A 17,562-nucleotide genomic window follows, 5' to 3' on the forward strand; every position below is an offset into this window, starting at 1 on the left:
TCAGCCCTTCACGCCACCGGCGGTGAGCCCGGCGACGATCCGGCGCTGGAAGATCAGCACCAGGATCACCAGCGGAACCGTCACGATCGTGCCCGCCGCCATGACCGCGGTGTACGGCTCCTGGTGCGGCTGGCTGCCGGCGAAGGAGGCGATGGCCACGGTGACCGGCTGCGTCGCGTCGCTCGACAGCTGGCTGGAGATCAGATACTCGTTCCACGAGGAGATGAACGCCAGGATCGCGGTGGTGAACACGGCGGGCGCGGCCAGGGGCAGGATGATCCTCCGGAACGCCTGCGCACGGGTGCAGCCGTCGATGCGGGCCGCCTCTTCGAGGTCCCACGGCATCTCGCGGAAGAACGACGTGAGCGTGTACACCGCGAGCGGCAGCACGAACGAGATCTCCGGGATGATCAGCGCCTGGTACGTGCCCATCCACCCGATGTTCGTGAACAGCTGGAACAGCGGGGTGATGAGGGCGACGCCCGGGAACATCGAGGCCCCGAGGATGATGCCGAGCACGATGGCCTTGAACTTGAAGTCGAGGCGGGCGAGCGCGTACGAGGCGAACGTGCCGACCGCGAGGGCGATGATCGTGACGCAGACGCCGATGAACAGCGAGTTCAGCAGTGCCTGGGCGAGGTGATTGCCCAGCTCGGTCGAGAACGCGGTGATGTAGTTGTCCCAGGTGAAGTGCGTGGGCACCGCCGTCGTCTCGAAGGTGTACCCGACGTCGCGGAACGACGTGACCACCATCCAGTAGAACGGGAGAAGGCACCAGACGACGATCACCAGAGCGCTGACGCCGGTGCGGATCGCCTGGTTGCGGTTGCGGCTCTTTGTCCGGGTCCGGGTCTTCGTGCGGGGGAGGGCGTTGGCCTCAGTGGTTGCGGAGGCGGGGCCGGCTACGGTGGTCATCACTTCGCTCCCTTCTGCTGTGCTTCCTGCGTTCGCACCACGTTCGTCCCGAGGAACCGGACGAAGATCAGTGCGACCAGGAAGATGATGATGAAGGTGATCGTCGACAGGGCGGAGGCGCTGTTGAAGCCTTGCCTGATCTGATCGACCACCAGGATCGAGAGCGTGGTCGTGGCATTACCGGTGCCACCACCTCCGCCGGTGAGGATCTGAGGCAGGTCGTAGATGCGCAGCGCGTCGAGCACGCGGAACAGAACCGCGACGAGCAGGGCCGGCTTCAGCAGGGGCAGGGTGACCCGCCAGAATCGCTGCCAGGTGGTGGCGCCGTCGACCTTGGCGGCCTCGTACACCTCTTCGGGGATGATCTGGAGGCCGGCCAGGATGAGGAGCGCCATGAACGGCGTCGTCTTCCAGGTGTCCGCGATGATCACGGCGAACCGGGATGCCCACTCGTCGCTGGTCCACAGGATGTGCGCACCCAGGACGGCGTTGGCGACACCCGCGACCGAGAAGATGAAGAACCAGAGCTTCGCGGTGACGGCGGTGGGGATGGCCCACGGCACCAGGATCGCGGCGCGGACGAAGCCGCGGCCGCGGAACGCGCGGTTCATGATGAGCGCGAACCAGAGACCGAGGAGGGTCTCGAACACGACGGTCGTCACGGTGAAGAAGAACGTGACGAAGACGGCGTTCCAGAACTGCGACCCCAGGTTGCCGGGCGGGCAGGAGATGGTCTCGCCGTTCGGTCCGGAGCACTGCTGGAACAGCCAGTGCGCGTAGTTCTGGAAGCCGGCGAACCCGCCCTGCGCGAACAGGCCGGTCGCGGGATCGAGTCCGGCGTCCTTCTGGAAGGACATGATGATCGCGCTGACCACCGGATAGCCGATGACGATGGCCAGAAGAATGATTGTCGGGATGATGAGGTAGAAGGCCCAGCGACTCTCCTGCTGGCGGTTCTTCTTGACCCCGGCGCGCTTCTCGGGCGACTTGGGGTTGCTGGTTCCTGGTGGGGCGACGACGTTCGACGTTGACATGTGAGGCCTCCGAGAAGTTCTGTTTCGGGTAGAAGGGGACCGGGCGGCGGGATGGTTCCCGCCGCCCGGTGGCCGCATCTCTGGTTAGCCGGCGCTCGCCGTCTTGATGGCCGCAGCCATGTCTTTGAGCGACTGGTCAACCGTCTTGTCGCCCTTCAGGGCGGCGTAGGCGTTGTCCTGAACGGCCTTCGTGATGGCCGGGTAGAACGGCGAGACGGGACGCGGGACCGCGTTCTCGATCGACGTCTTCAGGGTGGACAGGTACGGCAGCTGAGTGTTCAGGCTGGCGTCGTCGTACAGGGACGAGAGCACCGGCGCGAGCGAGCCCTGGGTCACGAAGAACTTCTGAGTCTCTTCGCTCTGCAGGAACTTCAGGAACGCGAAGGCGGTCGCCTTGTGCTTGGAGTAGACACTGATCGCGGCGTTGTGGCCGCCCAGGCTGGAGACACCCGGCTTGCTGGGGTCGACGCCCGGGAGCGGAGCGACACCGAAGGTGTTCTTGACGACCGAGCTTCCGTCGGTCTTGGCCAGGTTGTAGACGTACGGCCAGTTGCGCAGGAACATCAACTTGCCGGCCTCGAACGCGGTACGGCCCTGCTCCTCCTGGTAGGTGATGGCTTCAGCCGGGATCTGCCCGTTCTTGAAGCCGTCGACCAGACGGGTCAGGCCCTTGTTCGCCTCGGCGCTGTCGACCGTGACGGTCTTGCCGTCGTCGCCGACGATGGTGCCTCCGTCGGTGTTGATGGCCTCAGCCACGTTCACCGTCAGACCTTCGTACTTGGCGAACTGGCCGGCGTAGCATCCGATGCCCTTGGCCTTTGCGATGTCGCAGTCCTTGAGCATCTCGTCCCACGTCTTCGGCGGGGTCGGGACCAGGTCCTTGCGGTAGTACAGGATGCCGCCGTCGGACGTCTGCGGCGCCGCGTACTGCGTGCCGTTGTACGTGCCCGACTTGACCGTCGGAGCCAGGAGCGCCGAGTTGTCCATCTTCAGGTCGCCGGTGAGCGGCTGAAGCCAGCCCTTCGCGGCGAACTCGCCGGTCCACACGACGTCGACGTCGACGACGTCGTAGTTCGCGTCCTTCGCCTGGAAGTGCTGGACGAGGTCGTCATGCTGTTGATCGGCCTGGTCGGACTGTTCCTTGAAGGTGACCTTCTCGTCCGGGTGCGCCGCGTTCCACTTGTCGAGGAGCGGGCGGACGACGTTGGAGTTGTCCTTGCCCTGAACATAGGTGATGGGGCCTTTGCCCGTGAGGTTCGCGCCGGCGTCTCCGCCTGAGCTGCCTCCGGATCCTGAACCGCCGCCGGTACATCCTGCCAGGGCGATGCCGATGACGGCGACTCCGGCAATCACGGAGAGACGTGCTGCTTTCATTTCACTCCTCGTTGAGCGTGAGCTTCTTGGTGCAGGCGCGCGGTCGGCGCCCGACTGGGACGCTACCCTCCCACAGGGGGCAATGCAAGCGTTTGCGTCAAGCGCTTGCATCACAGTTGGGTCACGCACGGACGCTCCCCGGCTGAGTCGATCGCGTCACCGCCCGGGGCTACCCTGAACACATGAGCGGGATGCGTGGAGGAGGCGGCGGTCGCGGCCGCGTCAGCGGAGGAGACGTCGCGGCGCAGAAGGCGCTGAACGCGACGGCGCCCAAGATCCCGCATCTGCTACGGCGGATCGGGGGCCTTTTCGCCCCGCACAAGACGGCGATCATCATGACGATGGTCCTGGTGCTCATCGGGGCGGCGCTGTCGGTCGTGCCGCCGCTGCTCACCCAGCGGGCGTTCGACGAGGGGCTCTTCCCCCCGAGCGGCGAGCCCGACATGCCGGTGCTGATCACGATCGTCGTGGTCATGATCGTCGTGTACGTGGGGTCGGCGCTGCTCGGCGTGTGGCAGACGTATCTGACCGCATCCGTCGGCAACAAGGTGATGGGCGCGCTGCGCGTGCGGCTGTTCTCCCACCTGCAGTCGATGGAGCTGAGCTTCTTCACCAAGACGAAGACGGGCATCATCCAGTCGCGCCTGCAGAACGATGTGGGCGGCGTGGCCAACGTGCTGACCAACACCATCTCCAGCATCCTCGGCAACACGGTGACGGTGATCGCCGCGTTCGTGGCGATGCTGCTGCTCAACTGGCAGCTGACGATCGTGGCCGTCGTGCTGATGCCGATCCTGGTCATCGCGCAACGCCGGGTCGGCCAGGTGCGCGCCCGCATCGCGACCAAGACGCAGGAGTCGCTGTCGGACATGACCGCGATCACCCAGGAGACCCTGAGCGTCTCGGGCATCCTGCTGTCGAAGAGCTTCAACCGCCAGGCCACGGAGGTCGGCCGTTACTCCGACGAGAATCAGAACCAGATCCGGCTGCAGGTGTCGCAGTCGATGAGCGGCCAGTGGTTCTTCGCGATGGTCAACATCTTCCTCTCGTCGATCCCGGCGATCGTGTATCTGGTCTCGGGGTGGCTGGTGCTCGGCGGCGCGGCAGACATCACCGCAGGAACGATCGTGGCGTTCACCACCGTGCAGGCCCGCCTGCTCTTCCCGCTGCTCGGGCTCATGCGGGTGGCCCTCGACCTGCAGACCTCCGGCGCGCTGTTCGCCCGCATCTTCGAGTACCTCGACTTGAAGCCCGCCATCGCCGATCGGCCGGACGCGGTTCCGGTCGACCCGAGCCGCGAGCTCGGCCGAATCGAGTTCGATCACGTCGTGTTCCGCTATCCGGATGCTCGCGCAGGGGAGCGCAACACGCTCGACGACGTGTCGTTCGTGATCGAGCCCGGTGAGTTCGCCGCGTTCGTCGGGCCGTCGGGAGCCGGCAAGACGACGGTCTCGTACCTCATCCCGCGGTTCTACGACGCGACGAGCGGGCGCATCCTGTTCGGAGAGAACGAGCTCCGCGACCTGCAGCAGGAGTCGCTGGTGTCGCACATCGGCGTCGTCAGCCAGGAGACGTACCTCTTCCACGCGAGCATCGGCGAGAACCTCCGGTACGCGAGACCGGATGCGACGCAGGAGGAGATCGAGACGGCCGCCCGGCTCGCGAACATCCACGAGACCATCGCCGGCTTCCCCGACGGCTACGAGACGATCGTGGGCGAGCGCGGCTACCGGCTCTCCGGCGGCGAGAAGCAGCGCATCGCCATCGCGCGTGTCCTGCTGAAGGACCCCGAGGTGCTGATCCTCGACGAGGCGACCAGCGCGCTCGACTCGATCTCGGAGCGTGTGGTGCAGCAGGCGCTGGACACCGCGTCCCGCGGACGCACCACGATCGCGATCGCGCACCGGCTCTCGACCATCATCTCCGCCGACGTGATCTTCGTGATCGACCACGGCCAGGTCGTCGAGCGGGGAACCCATCGCGACCTGCTCGCCCTCGACGGCGTCTATTCACGCCTCTACCGCGAGCAGACTCAGGGCGCGGAGCCGGCGCTCGACAACTGAGCGCGCATCCGCCCCGCACGCGATCCCGTGGAATGTTAGGCTAGTCTAACTTCTGAGTTAGAGGGTCTGATGGCGGTCGCGGTCGAGCACCACAAAGCGGGCACCCGTGCTCGCCTGCTCTTGCTCCTCGGCCCCGCCTTCGTCGCTGCGATCGCGTACGTCGATCCCGGAAACGTCGCCGCCAACCTGACTGCCGGCGCACGGTACGGGTACCTCCTCGTATGGGTGCTCGTCGCCGCCAACGCCATCGCCGTCTTCATCCAGTACCAGTCCGCGAAGCTCGGCATCGTGACCGGATCCAGCCTTCCGGAACTGCTCGGCTCGCGACTCGGCACGGGAACGCGCCGCGCGTTCTGGGTGCAGGCGGAGCTGGTCGCCGCCGCCACCGATCTCGCCGAAGTCATCGGCGGGGCGATCGCGCTCAACCTCCTCTTCGGTCTGCCCCTCCCGGTCGGCGGCCTCATCGTCGGACTGGTGGCCATCGGCATCCTCGCCATCCAGTCGCGCCGCGGCCAGCGGCCCTTCGAGATGGTGATCCTCGGACTCCTCGGCGTCATCTCGATCGGCTTCCTCGCCGGCCTCTTCGTGAGCCCGGTCGACTGGCGCGCGGCGGTCGGTGGTCTGGTGCCGCGGTTCGACGGCGCCCCGACTGTGCTGCTCGCGGCCAGCATGCTCGGCGCCACCGTGATGCCGCACGCCATCTACCTGCACTCGGCGCTCTCCCGGGACCGCCACGGCAAGGCGGCGACGACCCCGACCGGGATCAACCGCCTCCTCCGGGCCACGAAGATCGACGTGCTGGCGGCGCTCGCCCTCGCCGGAGCGGTCAACATCGCGATGCTGCTGCTGGCGGCGGCCTCGCTCGGCGGAGCATCCGGAACCGACACCATCGCCGGGGCGCACGCGGCGATCAGCGAGGCACTCGGCCCTGTCATCGGGGTCGTGTTCGCCGTGGGGCTGCTCGCATCGGGGCTGGCGTCGACCTCGGTCGGCAGCTACGCCGGGGCGACGATCATGGCAGGGCTGCTGAAGATGCGCATCCCGCTGCTCACCCGCCGTGTCGTGACGCTGATCCCGGCGCTCGTGATCCTCGCCGTCGGCGTCGAGCCCACCTGGGCGCTCGTCATCAGCCAGGTGTTCCTCAGCCTGGGCATCCCGTTCGCGATGATCCCGCTGCTGCGGCTCACCGGTTCGCGCGCGGTCATGGGGGACAGGGTGGACGGGCGATGGATGCGCGTGCTCGGCTTCGTGATCGCGACTCTCGTCGTCGTGCTGAACGTGGCGCTCGTGGTGCTCACCGTCTCCGGCTGGGCCGGAGGGTAGCTGCGCCGGCGGCTCGCACGGCCGTGCCGGCCCTCAGGCGCCGGTGACCCACACCGCAGCGGCCGCGGTGGCGCCCAGCACGATCTCGCCGTCGCCGACACGCACGGTCACGTCGCCGGCGAACTCCCGATGCTCGTCGACACTCAGCGTGGTGTCGAGCCGGATGCCCCGCTCGGCGAGGTAGCGGAGCACGGCGGGGTCGGCATCCGAGATGCGCGAGACGAGCAGCGGGACGCCCGTGTCGGCCTCGACCAGCCGGGTCGCGTCCGGCCGGTGCGGAGTGCCGTCGGCGCTGGGAATGGGGTCGCCGTGAGGGTCGCGCGACGGAAAGCCCAGCCGGCGGTCGATCCGCTCGATCATCCTGTCGGAGACGGCGTGCTCGAGCACCTCCGCCTCGTCGTGCACCTCGTCCCAGCCGTAGCCGAGCTCCTCGACCAGGAAGGTCTCGAGCAGGCGGTGGCGGCGCACCATCGCGACGGCGTGCAGCCGGCCGGTCTCGGTCAGCTCGATGCCGCCGTACGGCTCGTGCACGAGCATGCCCTGGTCGGCGAGGCGCCGGATGCCGTCGGAGACCGTCGCCGCGCGCACGCCGAGACGCTCGGCCAGCTGCTTCACCGTGACGGGGGCCTCCGACCATTCGGTGGCCGACCAGATGACCTTCAGGTAGTCCTGGGCGACAGTCGAGAGCTCGGACACCGGCATGAGCAGATTCTACGGGCACGCATTCCAGGCGCCGTCGGAGGTCTCTGTAACGGACTGAGAGAATCGCGGGAGCGCTGTTACGGTTGGTCGCGTGGAATACGCAGAGACCATCATCGATTTGGTCGGCAACACTCCCCTCGTCAAGCTCAACAAGGTTGTCGACGGGATCGCGGCGACGGTGCTCGTCAAGCTCGAGTACCTGAACCCCGGAGGTTCATCGAAAGACCGGATCGCGACCCGCATCATCGATGCGGCCGAACGCGACGGTCTGCTGAAGCCCGGTGGGACGATCGTCGAGCCGACGAGCGGGAACACCGGAGTCGGACTGGCGCTCGTCGCACAGCAGCGTGGCTACCGCTGTGTCTTCGTCCTGCCCGACAAGGTCGGCGAGGACAAGCGCAACGTTCTCACGGCGTATGGCGCCGAGATCGTGGTGACCCCCACATCCGTGGCGCCCGACCACCCCGACTCCTACTACAGCGTGTCCGACCGGCTGGTGACGGAGATCCCGGGCGCCTTCAAGCCCAACCAGTACTTCAACCCGAACGGGCCGCTCAGCCACTACGAGACCACCGGTCCCGAGATCTGGCGCGACACCGACCAGCGGGTCACCCACGTGGTCATCGGCGTCGGCACCGGCGGCACCATCAGCGGAACCGGGCGTTTCCTGAAGGAGGCGTCGGAGGGGCGCGTCCGCGTGATCGGCGCCGACCCCGAGGGCTCCGTCTACTCGGGCGGAACCGGTCGCCCGTACCTGGTCGAAGGCGTCGGCGAGGACTTCTGGCCGGGGGCGTACGACCCGAGCGTCGTCGACGAGGTGATCGCCGTCTCCGACGCCGACTCCTTCGCGATGACCCGCCGGCTGGCCCGCGAGGAGGGCATCCTCGTCGGCGGGTCGAGCGGAATGGCCGTCGTCGCGGCCCTGCGCGCGGCGCAGGAACTCACGGCCGACGACATCGTCGTCGTCATCCTCCCCGACGGTGGGCGCGGCTACCTGAGCAAGATCTTCAACGACAAGTGGATGCGCTCCTACGGTTTCAGCGATGTGCCCGACGAGTCGACGGTGCACGACATCGTGCGCACCAAGCGCGGCGACCTGCCCGACCTGGTGCACGCGCATCCGTCGGACACCGTGCGGGACGCGATCCAGATCATGAACAAATACGGAGTCTCCCAGCTGCCCGTGCTCACGGCCGAACCACCTGTCGTGATGGGCGAGGTCGCCGGAGCGCTCGACGAGACCTCGCTGGTCGACGCCGTCTTCAGCGGCCGGGCCCAGATGACGGACAACGTGGGGGCGTTCCTCGGGGAGCCGCTCGAACTGATCGGCACGAACGAGCCGGTGAGCGCGGCCCGAGCGGCCCTCGCCACCGCGAACGCCCTGCTGGTGACCGAAGACGGCAAACCCGTCGCCGTGCTCACCCGCCAGGACCTCCTCAACTTCCTCAGCGAATGACGCTCGACGCCGCGGGCGCAGGCGCAGGCGCAGCGGTGACGCAACCAGAAAGCAGACGATGAACGACAGCACGCACGGCTTCTCGACCAGGGCGATCCATGTCGGGCAGGAATTCGACCCGACCACGGGCGCGATCATCCCGCCGATCTACCAGAGCTCGACGTTCGTGCAAGACGGCGTCGGCGGCCTACGCGGCGGCTACGAGTACGGGCGTTCCGGCAACCCGACGCGCACGTCGCTCGAGAAGCAACTCGCCGCTCTCGAAGGCGGCAACCGCGCGCTGTCGTTCGCGTCGGGACTGGCGGCCGAAGATGCTCTGCTGCGTGCCGTGCTCCAGCCGGGCGACCACGTCGTGCTCGGCAACGATGTTTACGGCGGAACGCACCGCCTGATCAGCCGGATCCACGGCGCGTGGGGCATCCGGAACACCGCCGTCGACCTGACCGATCTCGACGCCGTGCGCGCTGCGCTCACCACGGAGCGCACGCGCATCCTGTGGATCGAGACACCCAGCAACCCGCTCATGAAGATCAGCGACGTCACGGCGCTGGCCGCACTCGGACACGAGGCCGGCGCGCTCGTCGTCGTCGACAACACGTTCGCGTCGCCCGCCCTGCAGCAGCCGCTGTCGCTGGGCGCCGACGTCGTCGTGCACTCGACGACGAAATACCTCGGCGGCCACTCCGACGTGATCGGCGGCGCGCTCGTGATCGAGGACGACGAGCTCGCCGACAAGGCGCAGTTCATCCAGTTCGCGGCGGGCGCGGTGTCGTCCCCGATGGATGCGTGGCTCACGACCCGGGGAATCAAGACGCTGGCGGTCCGGATGCAACGGCACACCGAGAACGCGCAGGCCATCGCAGAGAGCCTGGTCGGGCATCCGGGAATCGACGCGGTGTACTACCCCGGACTGCCCACGCACCCGGGGCACGAGCTGGCCGCACGCCAGATGAGCGGGTTCGGCGGGATGCTCTCGGTGGCGCTCGCCGGGGGTGCGGCGGCCGCACGGAGGTTCGCCGAGTCGACGGAGGTGTTCCAGCTGGCCGAGTCGCTCGGCGGCGTCGAGTCGCTGATCGGCTACCCCTCGGAGATGACGCATGCGTCGGTGCGCGGGACCGAGCTGGAGGTGCCGGACAACGTGATCCGCCTGTCCGTCGGACTCGAGGACGTGGCCGACCTGCTCGCCGATGTCGAGCAGGCGCTCGGGCGCTGATTCCGGTTCGCATGTATTGCGCTGTAGGTGATTTGTCTTAATATTTCTGACTCGTTAGAGTAGAAAGCGCGCGCCGGGGGGCGCTTCGCTTTCGCTAGGGGGAGTCAGTATGTGCATCGCCGTCGTCGGTCTGTTGGCGCGGGTGTTCTGATGGGTGAGATCGTGGCCGATCCGGGGGTCGGTGAGCCGGCGGGGATTCGTGCGCTGGCGCGGGAGCGGTCGGCGAAGGCGGTCGAGCTGCGTGCAGTGCATGCGGATGTGGTCGCGGCTGAGAAGACGGTGACGGGGTCGGCGTGGACGGGGAAGGCGCAGGCCGCCTTTACGACGGCGATGGACGCGGTCGCCCCCGATCTGCTCCTGTTGTCTCGTGGCCTGGAGGCGCAGGCGAGCGCGTTGCACGACTATGCCGGTCAGGTCCAGCAGATCAAAGACCAGCAGAAGGCCCTGGAGGCCCGGCGCCGGTCGGCGACCGACGCGCTGACCAGCGCACGGGCCTTGCTGGCGGCGTCGCATCGGGCCGACGATCGGGTCCTCGCCCAGGAGCGGGCTCTCGACCGGGACGTGCGCACCAGCAGCATCCTGGCCAGCCGCGCCGGCTACACCGAGACCATCGCCGAGAACACGTCGCTGCTGACCCAGGTCGACACCCAGTGGGAGCACCTGGTCACCTGGCGCCGGCACGCCGACCAAGCGTGCATGTCCGGCCTGTCCGGTCCGGAGGTGCTCGGCAGAACGGCACCCTTCACCCCGGCGGTGATCCGCACTAGCGCACCGGATGCCCTGCTCCGGATGCTCACCGGCCTGTCCGCCACCGACCTCATCGTCCTCCTCCAGACCCACCCCGACCTCGCCGACAAACTCACCACCGCCGACCCGCCCGCCGTCGCCGCCTGGTGGACCGCCATGAACGGACCCACCCCCGGCACCCCATCCGCCGAACAACTCGCCCTGATCACCGCAATCCCCACCATCATCGGCAACCTCAACGGTTTGCCTGCCCTTGTTCGTGTCGCTGCGAACAAGTTGAATGCCGAAGGACGAATCGCGCACAATGAGGCGCTGATCGCGCGACTGCGCGCCGCAGGAAATCAGTTGTCGCTCGCGGCAGGAGCGCACGTGGATGGGTACGCGGGGACCGTCGAACAACTCGAAAAGGAACTCAAATATCTGCGCGACGCGGTGGGTGACAATCCCACGGTCCAGCTCTATCTGTTCCAACCCGAGAAATCACGCATCATCGAGATGCTCGGCACACCGTCGGCCGACACGGCGCGCGCGATTACCTATGTTCCGGGCACCTTCACCAACCTCAATGCGTTCTATTCCAAGAGAGTGCAACAATTTGCCGCCTATCTTGTCGCAGCCCACCCGAGAGAGGCGGTGGCATTCGTCTACAAAGACGGTGTATTTCCCGGCGCTTCCGATGCATCTAGCGCTGCCGACTTTTCTCGAATCGGGGAGGCTAACGACCTGCGCCGAACGGCCGCAGCTGGTGCACAACTTGCAGATTTCAGCCACGGGATCAGCCTGGATCCCCTGCTGACAGCGTCTCGAACCACCGCAATCGGCCACAGTTGGGGTCTCGCCAATATCGCGGCATCCGAAGTAGCTGGTTCAGGGTACAGCCAGGTCGTTTCACTGTCTGGCGCTGGAATGCCTGCTCGGTGGCGGCCATCTCCGACGACAAGGTACACAGACCACTCCTATTACGACCTGTTGCAGGAGGCGCAACAAACTGGCGTCGTCTGGGCAGGAAATACCCCGAATGCGAATTCAGCGTTTGAGAAGTTCCACTACGAGGGACCGGTCGACCCGGTGGTCTCCGGACCGTTCGGTCTCCCCGTTTGGGTTGACCAAGGCGCCTTGCTGGCTAACCACAACCTGGTTGCGACGGACAGTAAGGCCAATCGACAAGTTCAGGCGGACGTGGAAGCGAGCATTTTCGGTTGATCCTACTTAGGAGGCCAGCGGCTACGGCTTTGGCCATTGTCATTCTGATAAGCCTCGGAGGCTGTTCCATGGAACATGGTGTGAGTCGACTCACGGTTGGCGATGCCAAGCGTGTGGCGCTATCCATCGAGGACCAAATCTCCGCACTCGTACCGCTCGAGTTCGTTGCGTCAATCCAACAAGCAGAAACTGGCATTCTGCTCTCGTGCACGACGGACTCTTATCAGTGGACCGGACACACACGCGTGGCTTTGAAAGGCGCTCCAGATGCTTCGCGTCTATTGAACTTAGTGGCGGTTCACTGGAAGGACAGCCCTGAATTCATTGTTGCGGAACGGACGACCGCGAACGGGCAGCCAGAGCTGAGTCTCGAGGGATCTGACGGAGCCCTCTATCTAATTGGGCCGCGGTCCTCAAACACGCGACTCGAAATTGCATCCTTCTCACCCTGTTTCCGGCTGCCGGCCGATGCGGACCCCGGGGCCAACTATTGAGCGAGTGCACACAGGAAAAGGCGGCACCGACCATACGCAAGCCAACGTCAACGATCGAGTGCTCGACATTGTCGGGACGAGCCCAATGAATGTCAGACCAGGACTTGGAGTTGTCGTTCTCGGCCTCATCTCGGTGTCGCTGACAGGGTGCATTCGCATTCAGCCCGTCGATCCGGACCTGACCGTGGAGAAGGCCAAGGCCGAGGTGCTCGCCGAGGGAAAGCGAATGGTCTCACTGATCTCGGAAGGGCTGGTCGAGGAGTATCAGCAGCTTGACACTACGCATTTGTTGTCGTGTACGAGCGACAGTGACGCTGATCTCCGAGGACTACCGCAGTAGATCTGGCTTCTCCGTCAAGAACATAAAGAGGTGGGATGGCGGCGACAGGGTCGTCATTTCAAGCGACGATGGTGCCAACTACTACTTGACAGTTTGGTCCGACGGTGTGCTCCACGTCGACTCGTTCTCGGCGTGCTTCACGCTGGATGAAGATCAGTGGCCCGGCGATGCATATTGAAGGGCGCGAAGGGCCGAGGAGCACTTGTCCGGTGGTGGCGTCTCACGTGATGAACGACTCATCGAACGGTCGCCGGCGGAAGATTCGCAGATCAGGACTTGGCATTGCCTGTCTCGGTCTCATCGGCGTGCTACTCGCAGGGTGCATGCGCGTTCAGCGTGTGGATCCGGATCTGACCGTAGATAGGGCCAAGACCGACGTGCTTGCGGAGGGGAAGCGCGTGGTGTCGGTGATACCGGAGAAGTATGTCGAGGAGTACCGACAGCTCGACACCGCATATCTGCTCGCATGCACCAGCGACAGCTATTCGTGGCCCGATCAGGGCGAGGTCACGTTCAAGGGTGATCCGGACATCCGCGGATTGATGACGGAAATTGCAGAACACTACCGGAACAAACCGGGCTTCGACGTCCGGATCGAGAAGGCGTGGGATGGCGATGACATGGTCGTCCTCAAAGCGGACGACGGTGCTAACTACTACTTGACGGTCTGGTCCGACGGTGTGCTCCACGTCGACTCGTTTTCCGCGTGCTTCACCCTGGACGAGGATCAGTGGCCGGGCGACGCTTACTGAGGTGAGGCGAACTGAGGTGAGGCGCTCGGCGTAGCCGAGTGTCGCCGGCGGGCAGTATCGTCGCGGCATGGAACAGCGGATCACACTCATCACGCTCGGCGTCGCAGACCTCGCGCGAGCGCGGGACTTCTACGAGAACGGCCTCGGCTGGACGCCGGCCAGCGCGCCCGAAGGCGTCTGCTTCTACCAGTTGCCCGGCATGGGGCTCGCGCTGTTCGGCCGAGACGACCTCGCCGACGATGCGCGGCACCCGATCGACGGCACCTTCAGCGGGGTCACGATCGCCATCAACGAACGGTCCGTCGAAGACGTCGACGCCGTCTTCGCGCAAGCCGAAGCGGCAGGCGCCCGCATCCTGAAACCCGCCGAACACGTGTTCTGGGGCGGGTACTCGGGCTACTTCGCCGACCTCGACGGACACGTGTGGGAGGTCGCCTACAACCCGAGCTGGGCCATCGCCGACGACGGCACCGTCACCATCTCATGACCCACCTGATGCTGCCCGGCGCGGGAGGAGCAGGCTGGATCTGGCATCTCGTCGTGAACGAGCTCCAACAGCGCGGTCACGAGGCGATCGCCGTCGACTTCGAAGTCGGTGGAGACAACGGGCTCACCGAATACACAGAAGCCGTGATCGCCGCGGCAGGAGACCGCAGCGACATCGTGCTCGTCGCACAATCGATGGGCGCATTCACGGTGGCGCTCGCCGCCCCACGGCTACCCGTCACAGGACTCGTGTTCCTGAACGCGATGATCCCCGAACCCGGCGAAACCGCAGGCGAGTGGTGGGAAGCGACCGGGCACGCAGACGCCATCCGCGAAAGCGACCACGCCGCAGGGCGCGACCCCGACGCCGAGTTCGACCTCGACACCTACTTCACCCACGACCTGACGCCGGAGATCCGCGAAGGACTCCTGCACGTCGGAGGCTCCGAGTCGGAAGCCGCCTTCGCGACGCCGTGCGCCTTCGACGCGTGGCCGGACGTGCCGACGCGGGTGATCGCGGGGCGCGACGACCGGTTCTTCCCGCTCGGCTTCCAGCGACGCGTGGCCGCAGAGCGGCTGGGGCTGCCGGTCGACGAGGTCGACGGCGGCCATCTCGCGGCGCTCTCGCATCCGGAGCAGGTGGCCGAGCTCGTGCTCGCCCCCGGACGGCGAAGGGATCCCGCGCAGGCCATACTCGAACGGTGACCGAACTCGCCCCCGTCGACGTCCCAGCCGCCCACGAGATCTGGAATGAGTACGCCGCGGCTCACCCGCGCGCGACCGCAGGGGAAGGGCCGCCCAGCGTCGAACGGTTCGGCGACAACCCTGCGCTGTGCGAGCAACTCCTCGGCCTGGTGCTCGACGGCACGAAGACGGCGACTTCGTCCCTGGTCGCGGAGTACGAGCACGAAGGTGCCCCGCTGCCGCGCATCGGGAGCCACTGGATCGCCTGCGACTCGCGCGGTCGGCCACGGGCGATCTTGCGGAGCACCGAACTCCGGCTCGGAACGATCGACAGCGTGGACGCGGACTTCGCCTCCGACGAGGGCGAAGACGACCGCAGCCGCGACTCGTGGCTGGTCGAGCACGAGAAGTTCTGGCGTCGCTCGTGCGCGGCCATCGGCATCGCCTGGGAGCGCGAACTGCCCATCGTCTTCGAGCGGTTCGACGTCGTCTGGACGGCACCCGCCGACGAGCATCCGGAGACCGACTAAGAGCATTCTCACCGGCGAGGCGGGCCCAGCGGGCACGATGCCGTCGATAATGAGCAGATGTCCGACTCGACGCCCGAGCCCGCAGAGGTGCGCTCGGGCGGCGCGCGCCCGCGAAGCCGCGTGCGCCCGGTTCGGCTGTCGGTGCGCGTGCGCATCCTCGCCACCCTCCTCCTCGTCGCCGGACTCGGGATGGTCGTCGCCGGCACGACCGCGTACCTGGTTCAGCGCGAGCGTGTGCTGATGACGGTGGACGATCGTCTCTCCTCCCTCGTCAGCGACGCGAAACTCGTGGCGACGGACTCCGGCGCGACCACCCTGGACGACGTCATGACCGCGATCATCCAGCGCCTGCGCCCCGGGGCGAACGAGTCCAGTCTGGCGATCATCGGGGGCGCGGCCGCACTCTCGCCCGGCGGCAGTGTCGACTTCCGGATCGACGCCGACCGGGCACTGGTGACGAGGGTCGCCGCCGAGACGGCAGCGGGCGACGTCGTCCGGGGAACGATCACGACCCCCGGCGACCGCACGCTCCGCTACATCGCGACACCGGTGAAGGTGACGACGGATGCCCGCACGGGCATATTCGTGGCGGCGGTCGACCTGCGGGCCGAACTGCGGCCGCTCACCGAGGCGTTCCGCACCTACGCGATCGTCGCCGCGATCGCCCTCGTGGTGGTGGGGATCGTGGGCTGGTTCGTCGCAGGACGACTGCTGCGGCCCATCCGGGCCCTGACCGAAGCCACGAACCGGATCAACGCCTCCGATCTGACCGAGCGCATCCCGGTGGTCGGCGACGACGACATCTCGCAGCTGACCACCACCGTCAACGGGATGCTCGACCGCCTCGAAGGCGCTCTCACCGCACAGCGGCAGCTCCTCGACGACGTCGGGCACGAGCTGAAGACCCCGCTGACGATCGTACGAGGCCACCTCGAGCTCGTCGACGTCGACGACCCTTCCGACGTCGCGGCGTCACGGGATCTCGCCATCGACGAGCTCGACCGGATGAGCGGCCTGGTCGCCGACATCACCCGACTTGCCGGCGCCGGGCGTGCGGGAGACCTCAGGATCGAGACCGTCGACGTCGCCGACCTGACCGAGCGCATCCGGGCGAAAGCGGCGGCGATCGCCGATCGCGAGTGGGTGGTCACCCAGCACGCTGACGGCACCGCCGAGCTGGACGCCGACCGGATCACCCAAGCCATGCTGCAGCTCGCAGCGAACGCCGTGGCGCACGGTCAGGCGGGCGGCGGGCGGATCGAGCTCGGCAGCATGCGAAGCGGAACGGACCGCCTCCGGTTCTGGGTGCGCGACTTCGGGCCGGGCATCCCGGTCGACGCCCAAGCGCGCATCTTCGAACGCTTCCAGCGGGGCTCGTCGGAGCATGGTCGCGGCCCCGGGGGCTCCGGTCTCGGGCTGGCCATCGTCGCGAGCATCGCCGCCGCGCACGGAGGTTTCGTCACCGTCGACTCGGAGCCCGGCCAGGGTGCGACCTTCACCATCGAGCTCCCCTTCGCGCACCCGGCGGCGCGCCCCTTGGCGGGCCCAGCGAAAGGCACCACATGACCGGCATTCTCATCGCCGAAGACGAGGACCGCATCGCCTCCTTCATCGAGAAAGGGCTCAAGGCTGCCGGTTTCCAGGCGACGGTGGTGCGCACGGGTCCGGATGCTCTGAGCAGCGCGTCCACCGGAGACTTCGACCTGCTCGTGCTCGACATCGGCCTCCCGGGGCTCGACGGCCACGAGGTGATGCGGAGACTGCGTGCGGCGGGGTCGAGACTGCCGGTGATCGTACTCACGGCGCGCTCGTCGACGGAGGACGTGCTCGCGAGCCTGGAAGGCGGCGCCAACGACTACATGCCCAAACCGTTCCGGTTCGACGAACTGCTGGCGCGCATCCGGTTGCGGCTGAGTGACGCGTCGAAGGCGGTGGAGACGGTGCTCGAAGCCGACGGTCTGCAGCTCGACACACGGACCAGGCGTGCGACGGCCAAGGGACGGCAGGTCGACCTGTCGGCGCGGGAGTTCGCGCTCGCGGAGGAGTTCCTGCGGCATCCCGGTCAGGTGCTGAGCCGTGAGCAGCTTCTGAGCCGGGTGTGGGGGTTCGACTTCGATCCGGGCTCGAACGTCGTGGATGTCTACGTGGGGTACCTGCGACAGAAGTTCGGTGCCGAGCGGATCGAGACGGTACGCGGAATGGGCTACCGGCTCGTGTGAGCCGATAGCCCACCCGGGCCGGCGCTG

The 17,562-nt window shown here is 66.8% G+C and carries 17 protein-coding genes; 13 read left to right on the forward strand and 4 right to left on the reverse strand.

Annotated features, from left to right (window positions below; translation table 11 throughout):
* The 3 genes from ACFVV5_RS05640 to ACFVV5_RS05650 all read right to left on the reverse strand — a co-directional run bounded on the left by ACFVV5_RS05640 (nt 1) and on the right by ACFVV5_RS05650 (nt 3,323).
* Nucleotides 1-915: a carbohydrate ABC transporter permease gene (locus ACFVV5_RS05640; RefSeq protein WP_387240261.1), complete on the reverse strand. Its 915-nt coding sequence runs from the start codon at nt 913-915 to the stop codon at nt 1-3.
* Complete coding sequence (locus ACFVV5_RS05645; protein WP_387240264.1) at nt 915-1,949, reverse strand: carbohydrate ABC transporter permease; 1,035 nt, start codon at nt 1,947-1,949, stop codon at nt 915-917. The genes ACFVV5_RS05640 and ACFVV5_RS05645 overlap by 1 nt, the downstream gene beginning before the upstream one ends.
* A gap of 84 nt (nt 1,950-2,033) precedes the next feature.
* Nucleotides 2,034-3,323, reverse strand: a complete 1,290-nt coding sequence (locus tag ACFVV5_RS05650; protein ID WP_387240267.1) for an ABC transporter substrate-binding protein — start codon at nt 3,321-3,323, stop codon at nt 2,034-2,036.
* Nucleotides 3,324-3,505: 182 nt separating this feature from the next.
* On the opposite strand from ACFVV5_RS05650, the gene ACFVV5_RS05655 reads away from it, so the two are divergent.
* Together ACFVV5_RS05655 and ACFVV5_RS05660 are read left to right on the forward strand one after the other, a co-directional pair.
* On the forward strand, nt 3,506-5,386 hold the full coding sequence (locus tag ACFVV5_RS05655; RefSeq protein ID WP_387240270.1) for an ABC transporter ATP-binding protein: 1,881 nt from the start codon (nt 3,506-3,508) through the stop codon (nt 5,384-5,386).
* A gap of 69 nt (nt 5,387-5,455) precedes the next feature.
* Nucleotides 5,456-6,709, forward strand: coding sequence for an Nramp family divalent metal transporter (locus ACFVV5_RS05660; RefSeq protein ID WP_387240273.1), 1,254 nt, complete (start codon nt 5,456-5,458; stop codon nt 6,707-6,709).
* 33 nt (nt 6,710-6,742) lie between these two features.
* On the opposite strand, the gene ACFVV5_RS05665 is transcribed toward ACFVV5_RS05660, so the two are convergent.
* Nucleotides 6,743-7,411 (reverse strand): metal-dependent transcriptional regulator, encoded by a 669-nt coding sequence (locus ACFVV5_RS05665; RefSeq protein ID WP_387240276.1) that lies wholly within the window; start codon nt 7,409-7,411, stop codon nt 6,743-6,745.
* Nucleotides 7,412-7,502: 91 nt separating this feature from the next.
* Between ACFVV5_RS05665 and ACFVV5_RS05670 the strand changes: the two genes are divergently transcribed.
* The 11 genes from ACFVV5_RS05670 (at nt 7,503) to ACFVV5_RS05720 (ending at nt 17,535) form a co-directional block, all read left to right on the forward strand.
* A complete protein-coding gene (locus ACFVV5_RS05670) occupies nt 7,503-8,867 on the forward strand; it encodes a cystathionine beta-synthase (protein WP_387240279.1) in 1,365 nt (454 codons plus the stop codon).
* Between the two features lie 58 nt (nt 8,868-8,925).
* Nucleotides 8,926-10,080, forward strand: a complete 1,155-nt coding sequence (locus ACFVV5_RS05675) for a cystathionine gamma-synthase (RefSeq protein ID WP_387240282.1) — start codon at nt 8,926-8,928, stop codon at nt 10,078-10,080.
* Between the two features lie 150 nt (nt 10,081-10,230).
* Complete coding sequence (locus tag ACFVV5_RS05680) at nt 10,231-12,030, forward strand: WXG100 family type VII secretion target (RefSeq protein WP_387240285.1); 1,800 nt, start codon at nt 10,231-10,233, stop codon at nt 12,028-12,030.
* A 498-nt stretch (nt 12,031-12,528) separates the two neighbouring features.
* Nucleotides 12,529-12,864, forward strand: a complete 336-nt coding sequence (locus ACFVV5_RS05685) for a hypothetical protein (RefSeq protein WP_387240288.1) — start codon at nt 12,529-12,531, stop codon at nt 12,862-12,864.
* Complete coding sequence (locus ACFVV5_RS05690) at nt 12,833-13,042, forward strand: hypothetical protein (protein WP_387240290.1); 210 nt, start codon at nt 12,833-12,835, stop codon at nt 13,040-13,042. Before ACFVV5_RS05685 ends, ACFVV5_RS05690 begins: the two co-directional genes overlap by 32 nt.
* 46 nt (nt 13,043-13,088) lie before the next feature.
* The gene (locus ACFVV5_RS05695; protein ID WP_387240292.1) at nt 13,089-13,616 is read left to right on the forward strand and encodes a hypothetical protein; all 528 of its coding nucleotides are present in this window, start codon (nt 13,089-13,091) and stop codon (nt 13,614-13,616) included.
* A gap of 67 nt (nt 13,617-13,683) precedes the next feature.
* Complete coding sequence (locus tag ACFVV5_RS05700; RefSeq protein WP_387240295.1) at nt 13,684-14,103, forward strand: VOC family protein; 420 nt, start codon at nt 13,684-13,686, stop codon at nt 14,101-14,103.
* Nucleotides 14,100-14,807 (forward strand): alpha/beta fold hydrolase, encoded by a 708-nt coding sequence (locus ACFVV5_RS05705; protein WP_387240297.1) that lies wholly within the window; start codon nt 14,100-14,102, stop codon nt 14,805-14,807. Before ACFVV5_RS05700 ends, ACFVV5_RS05705 begins: the two co-directional genes overlap by 4 nt.
* Nucleotides 14,804-15,316 carry an ASCH domain-containing protein gene (locus tag ACFVV5_RS05710; protein WP_387240300.1) on the forward strand — a complete coding sequence of 171 codons (513 nt, stop codon included), beginning with the start codon at nt 14,804-14,806 and terminating at the stop codon, nt 15,314-15,316. The genes ACFVV5_RS05705 and ACFVV5_RS05710 overlap by 4 nt, the downstream gene beginning before the upstream one ends.
* Nucleotides 15,317-15,373: 57 nt before the next feature.
* Entirely contained in the window at nt 15,374-16,882 is a 1,509-nt protein-coding gene (locus tag ACFVV5_RS05715) for an ATP-binding protein (RefSeq protein WP_387240303.1), read from the forward strand.
* Complete coding sequence (locus tag ACFVV5_RS05720) at nt 16,879-17,535, forward strand: response regulator transcription factor (protein WP_387240306.1); 657 nt, start codon at nt 16,879-16,881, stop codon at nt 17,533-17,535. The genes ACFVV5_RS05715 and ACFVV5_RS05720 overlap by 4 nt, the downstream gene beginning before the upstream one ends.
* Nucleotides 17,536-17,562: the final 27 nt, after the last annotated feature.

Origin of the sequence: Leifsonia sp. NPDC058248 (assembly GCF_042881905.1) — a bacterium.
Classification (GTDB): Bacteria; Actinomycetota; Actinomycetes; order Actinomycetales; family Microbacteriaceae; genus Leifsonia.

Excerpts from the sequence above, each read along its gene's own strand:
- ACFVV5_RS05640 (WP_387240261.1), bottom strand. The coding sequence starts at position 915 with ATGACCACCGTAGCCGGCCCCGCCTCCGCAACCACTGAGGCCAACGCC.
- ACFVV5_RS05645 (WP_387240264.1), bottom strand. The coding sequence starts at position 1,949 with ATGTCAACGTCGAACGTCGTCGCCCCACCAGGAACCAGCAACCCCAAG.
- ACFVV5_RS05650 (WP_387240267.1), bottom strand. The coding sequence starts at position 3,323 with ATGAAAGCAGCACGTCTCTCCGTGATTGCCGGAGTCGCCGTCATCGGC.
- ACFVV5_RS05655 (WP_387240270.1), top strand. The coding sequence starts at position 3,506 with ATGAGCGGGATGCGTGGAGGAGGCGGCGGTCGCGGCCGCGTCAGCGGA.
- ACFVV5_RS05660 (WP_387240273.1), top strand. The coding sequence starts at position 5,456 with ATGGCGGTCGCGGTCGAGCACCACAAAGCGGGCACCCGTGCTCGCCTG.
- ACFVV5_RS05665 (WP_387240276.1), bottom strand. The coding sequence starts at position 7,411 with ATGCCGGTGTCCGAGCTCTCGACTGTCGCCCAGGACTACCTGAAGGTC.
- ACFVV5_RS05675 (WP_387240282.1), top strand. The coding sequence starts at position 8,926 with ATGAACGACAGCACGCACGGCTTCTCGACCAGGGCGATCCATGTCGGG.
- ACFVV5_RS05680 (WP_387240285.1), top strand. The coding sequence starts at position 10,231 with ATGGGTGAGATCGTGGCCGATCCGGGGGTCGGTGAGCCGGCGGGGATT.
- ACFVV5_RS05700 (WP_387240295.1), top strand. The coding sequence starts at position 13,684 with ATGGAACAGCGGATCACACTCATCACGCTCGGCGTCGCAGACCTCGCG.
- ACFVV5_RS05705 (WP_387240297.1), top strand. The coding sequence starts at position 14,100 with ATGACCCACCTGATGCTGCCCGGCGCGGGAGGAGCAGGCTGGATCTGG.
- ACFVV5_RS05715 (WP_387240303.1), top strand. The coding sequence starts at position 15,374 with ATGTCCGACTCGACGCCCGAGCCCGCAGAGGTGCGCTCGGGCGGCGCG.
- ACFVV5_RS05720 (WP_387240306.1), top strand. The coding sequence starts at position 16,879 with ATGACCGGCATTCTCATCGCCGAAGACGAGGACCGCATCGCCTCCTTC.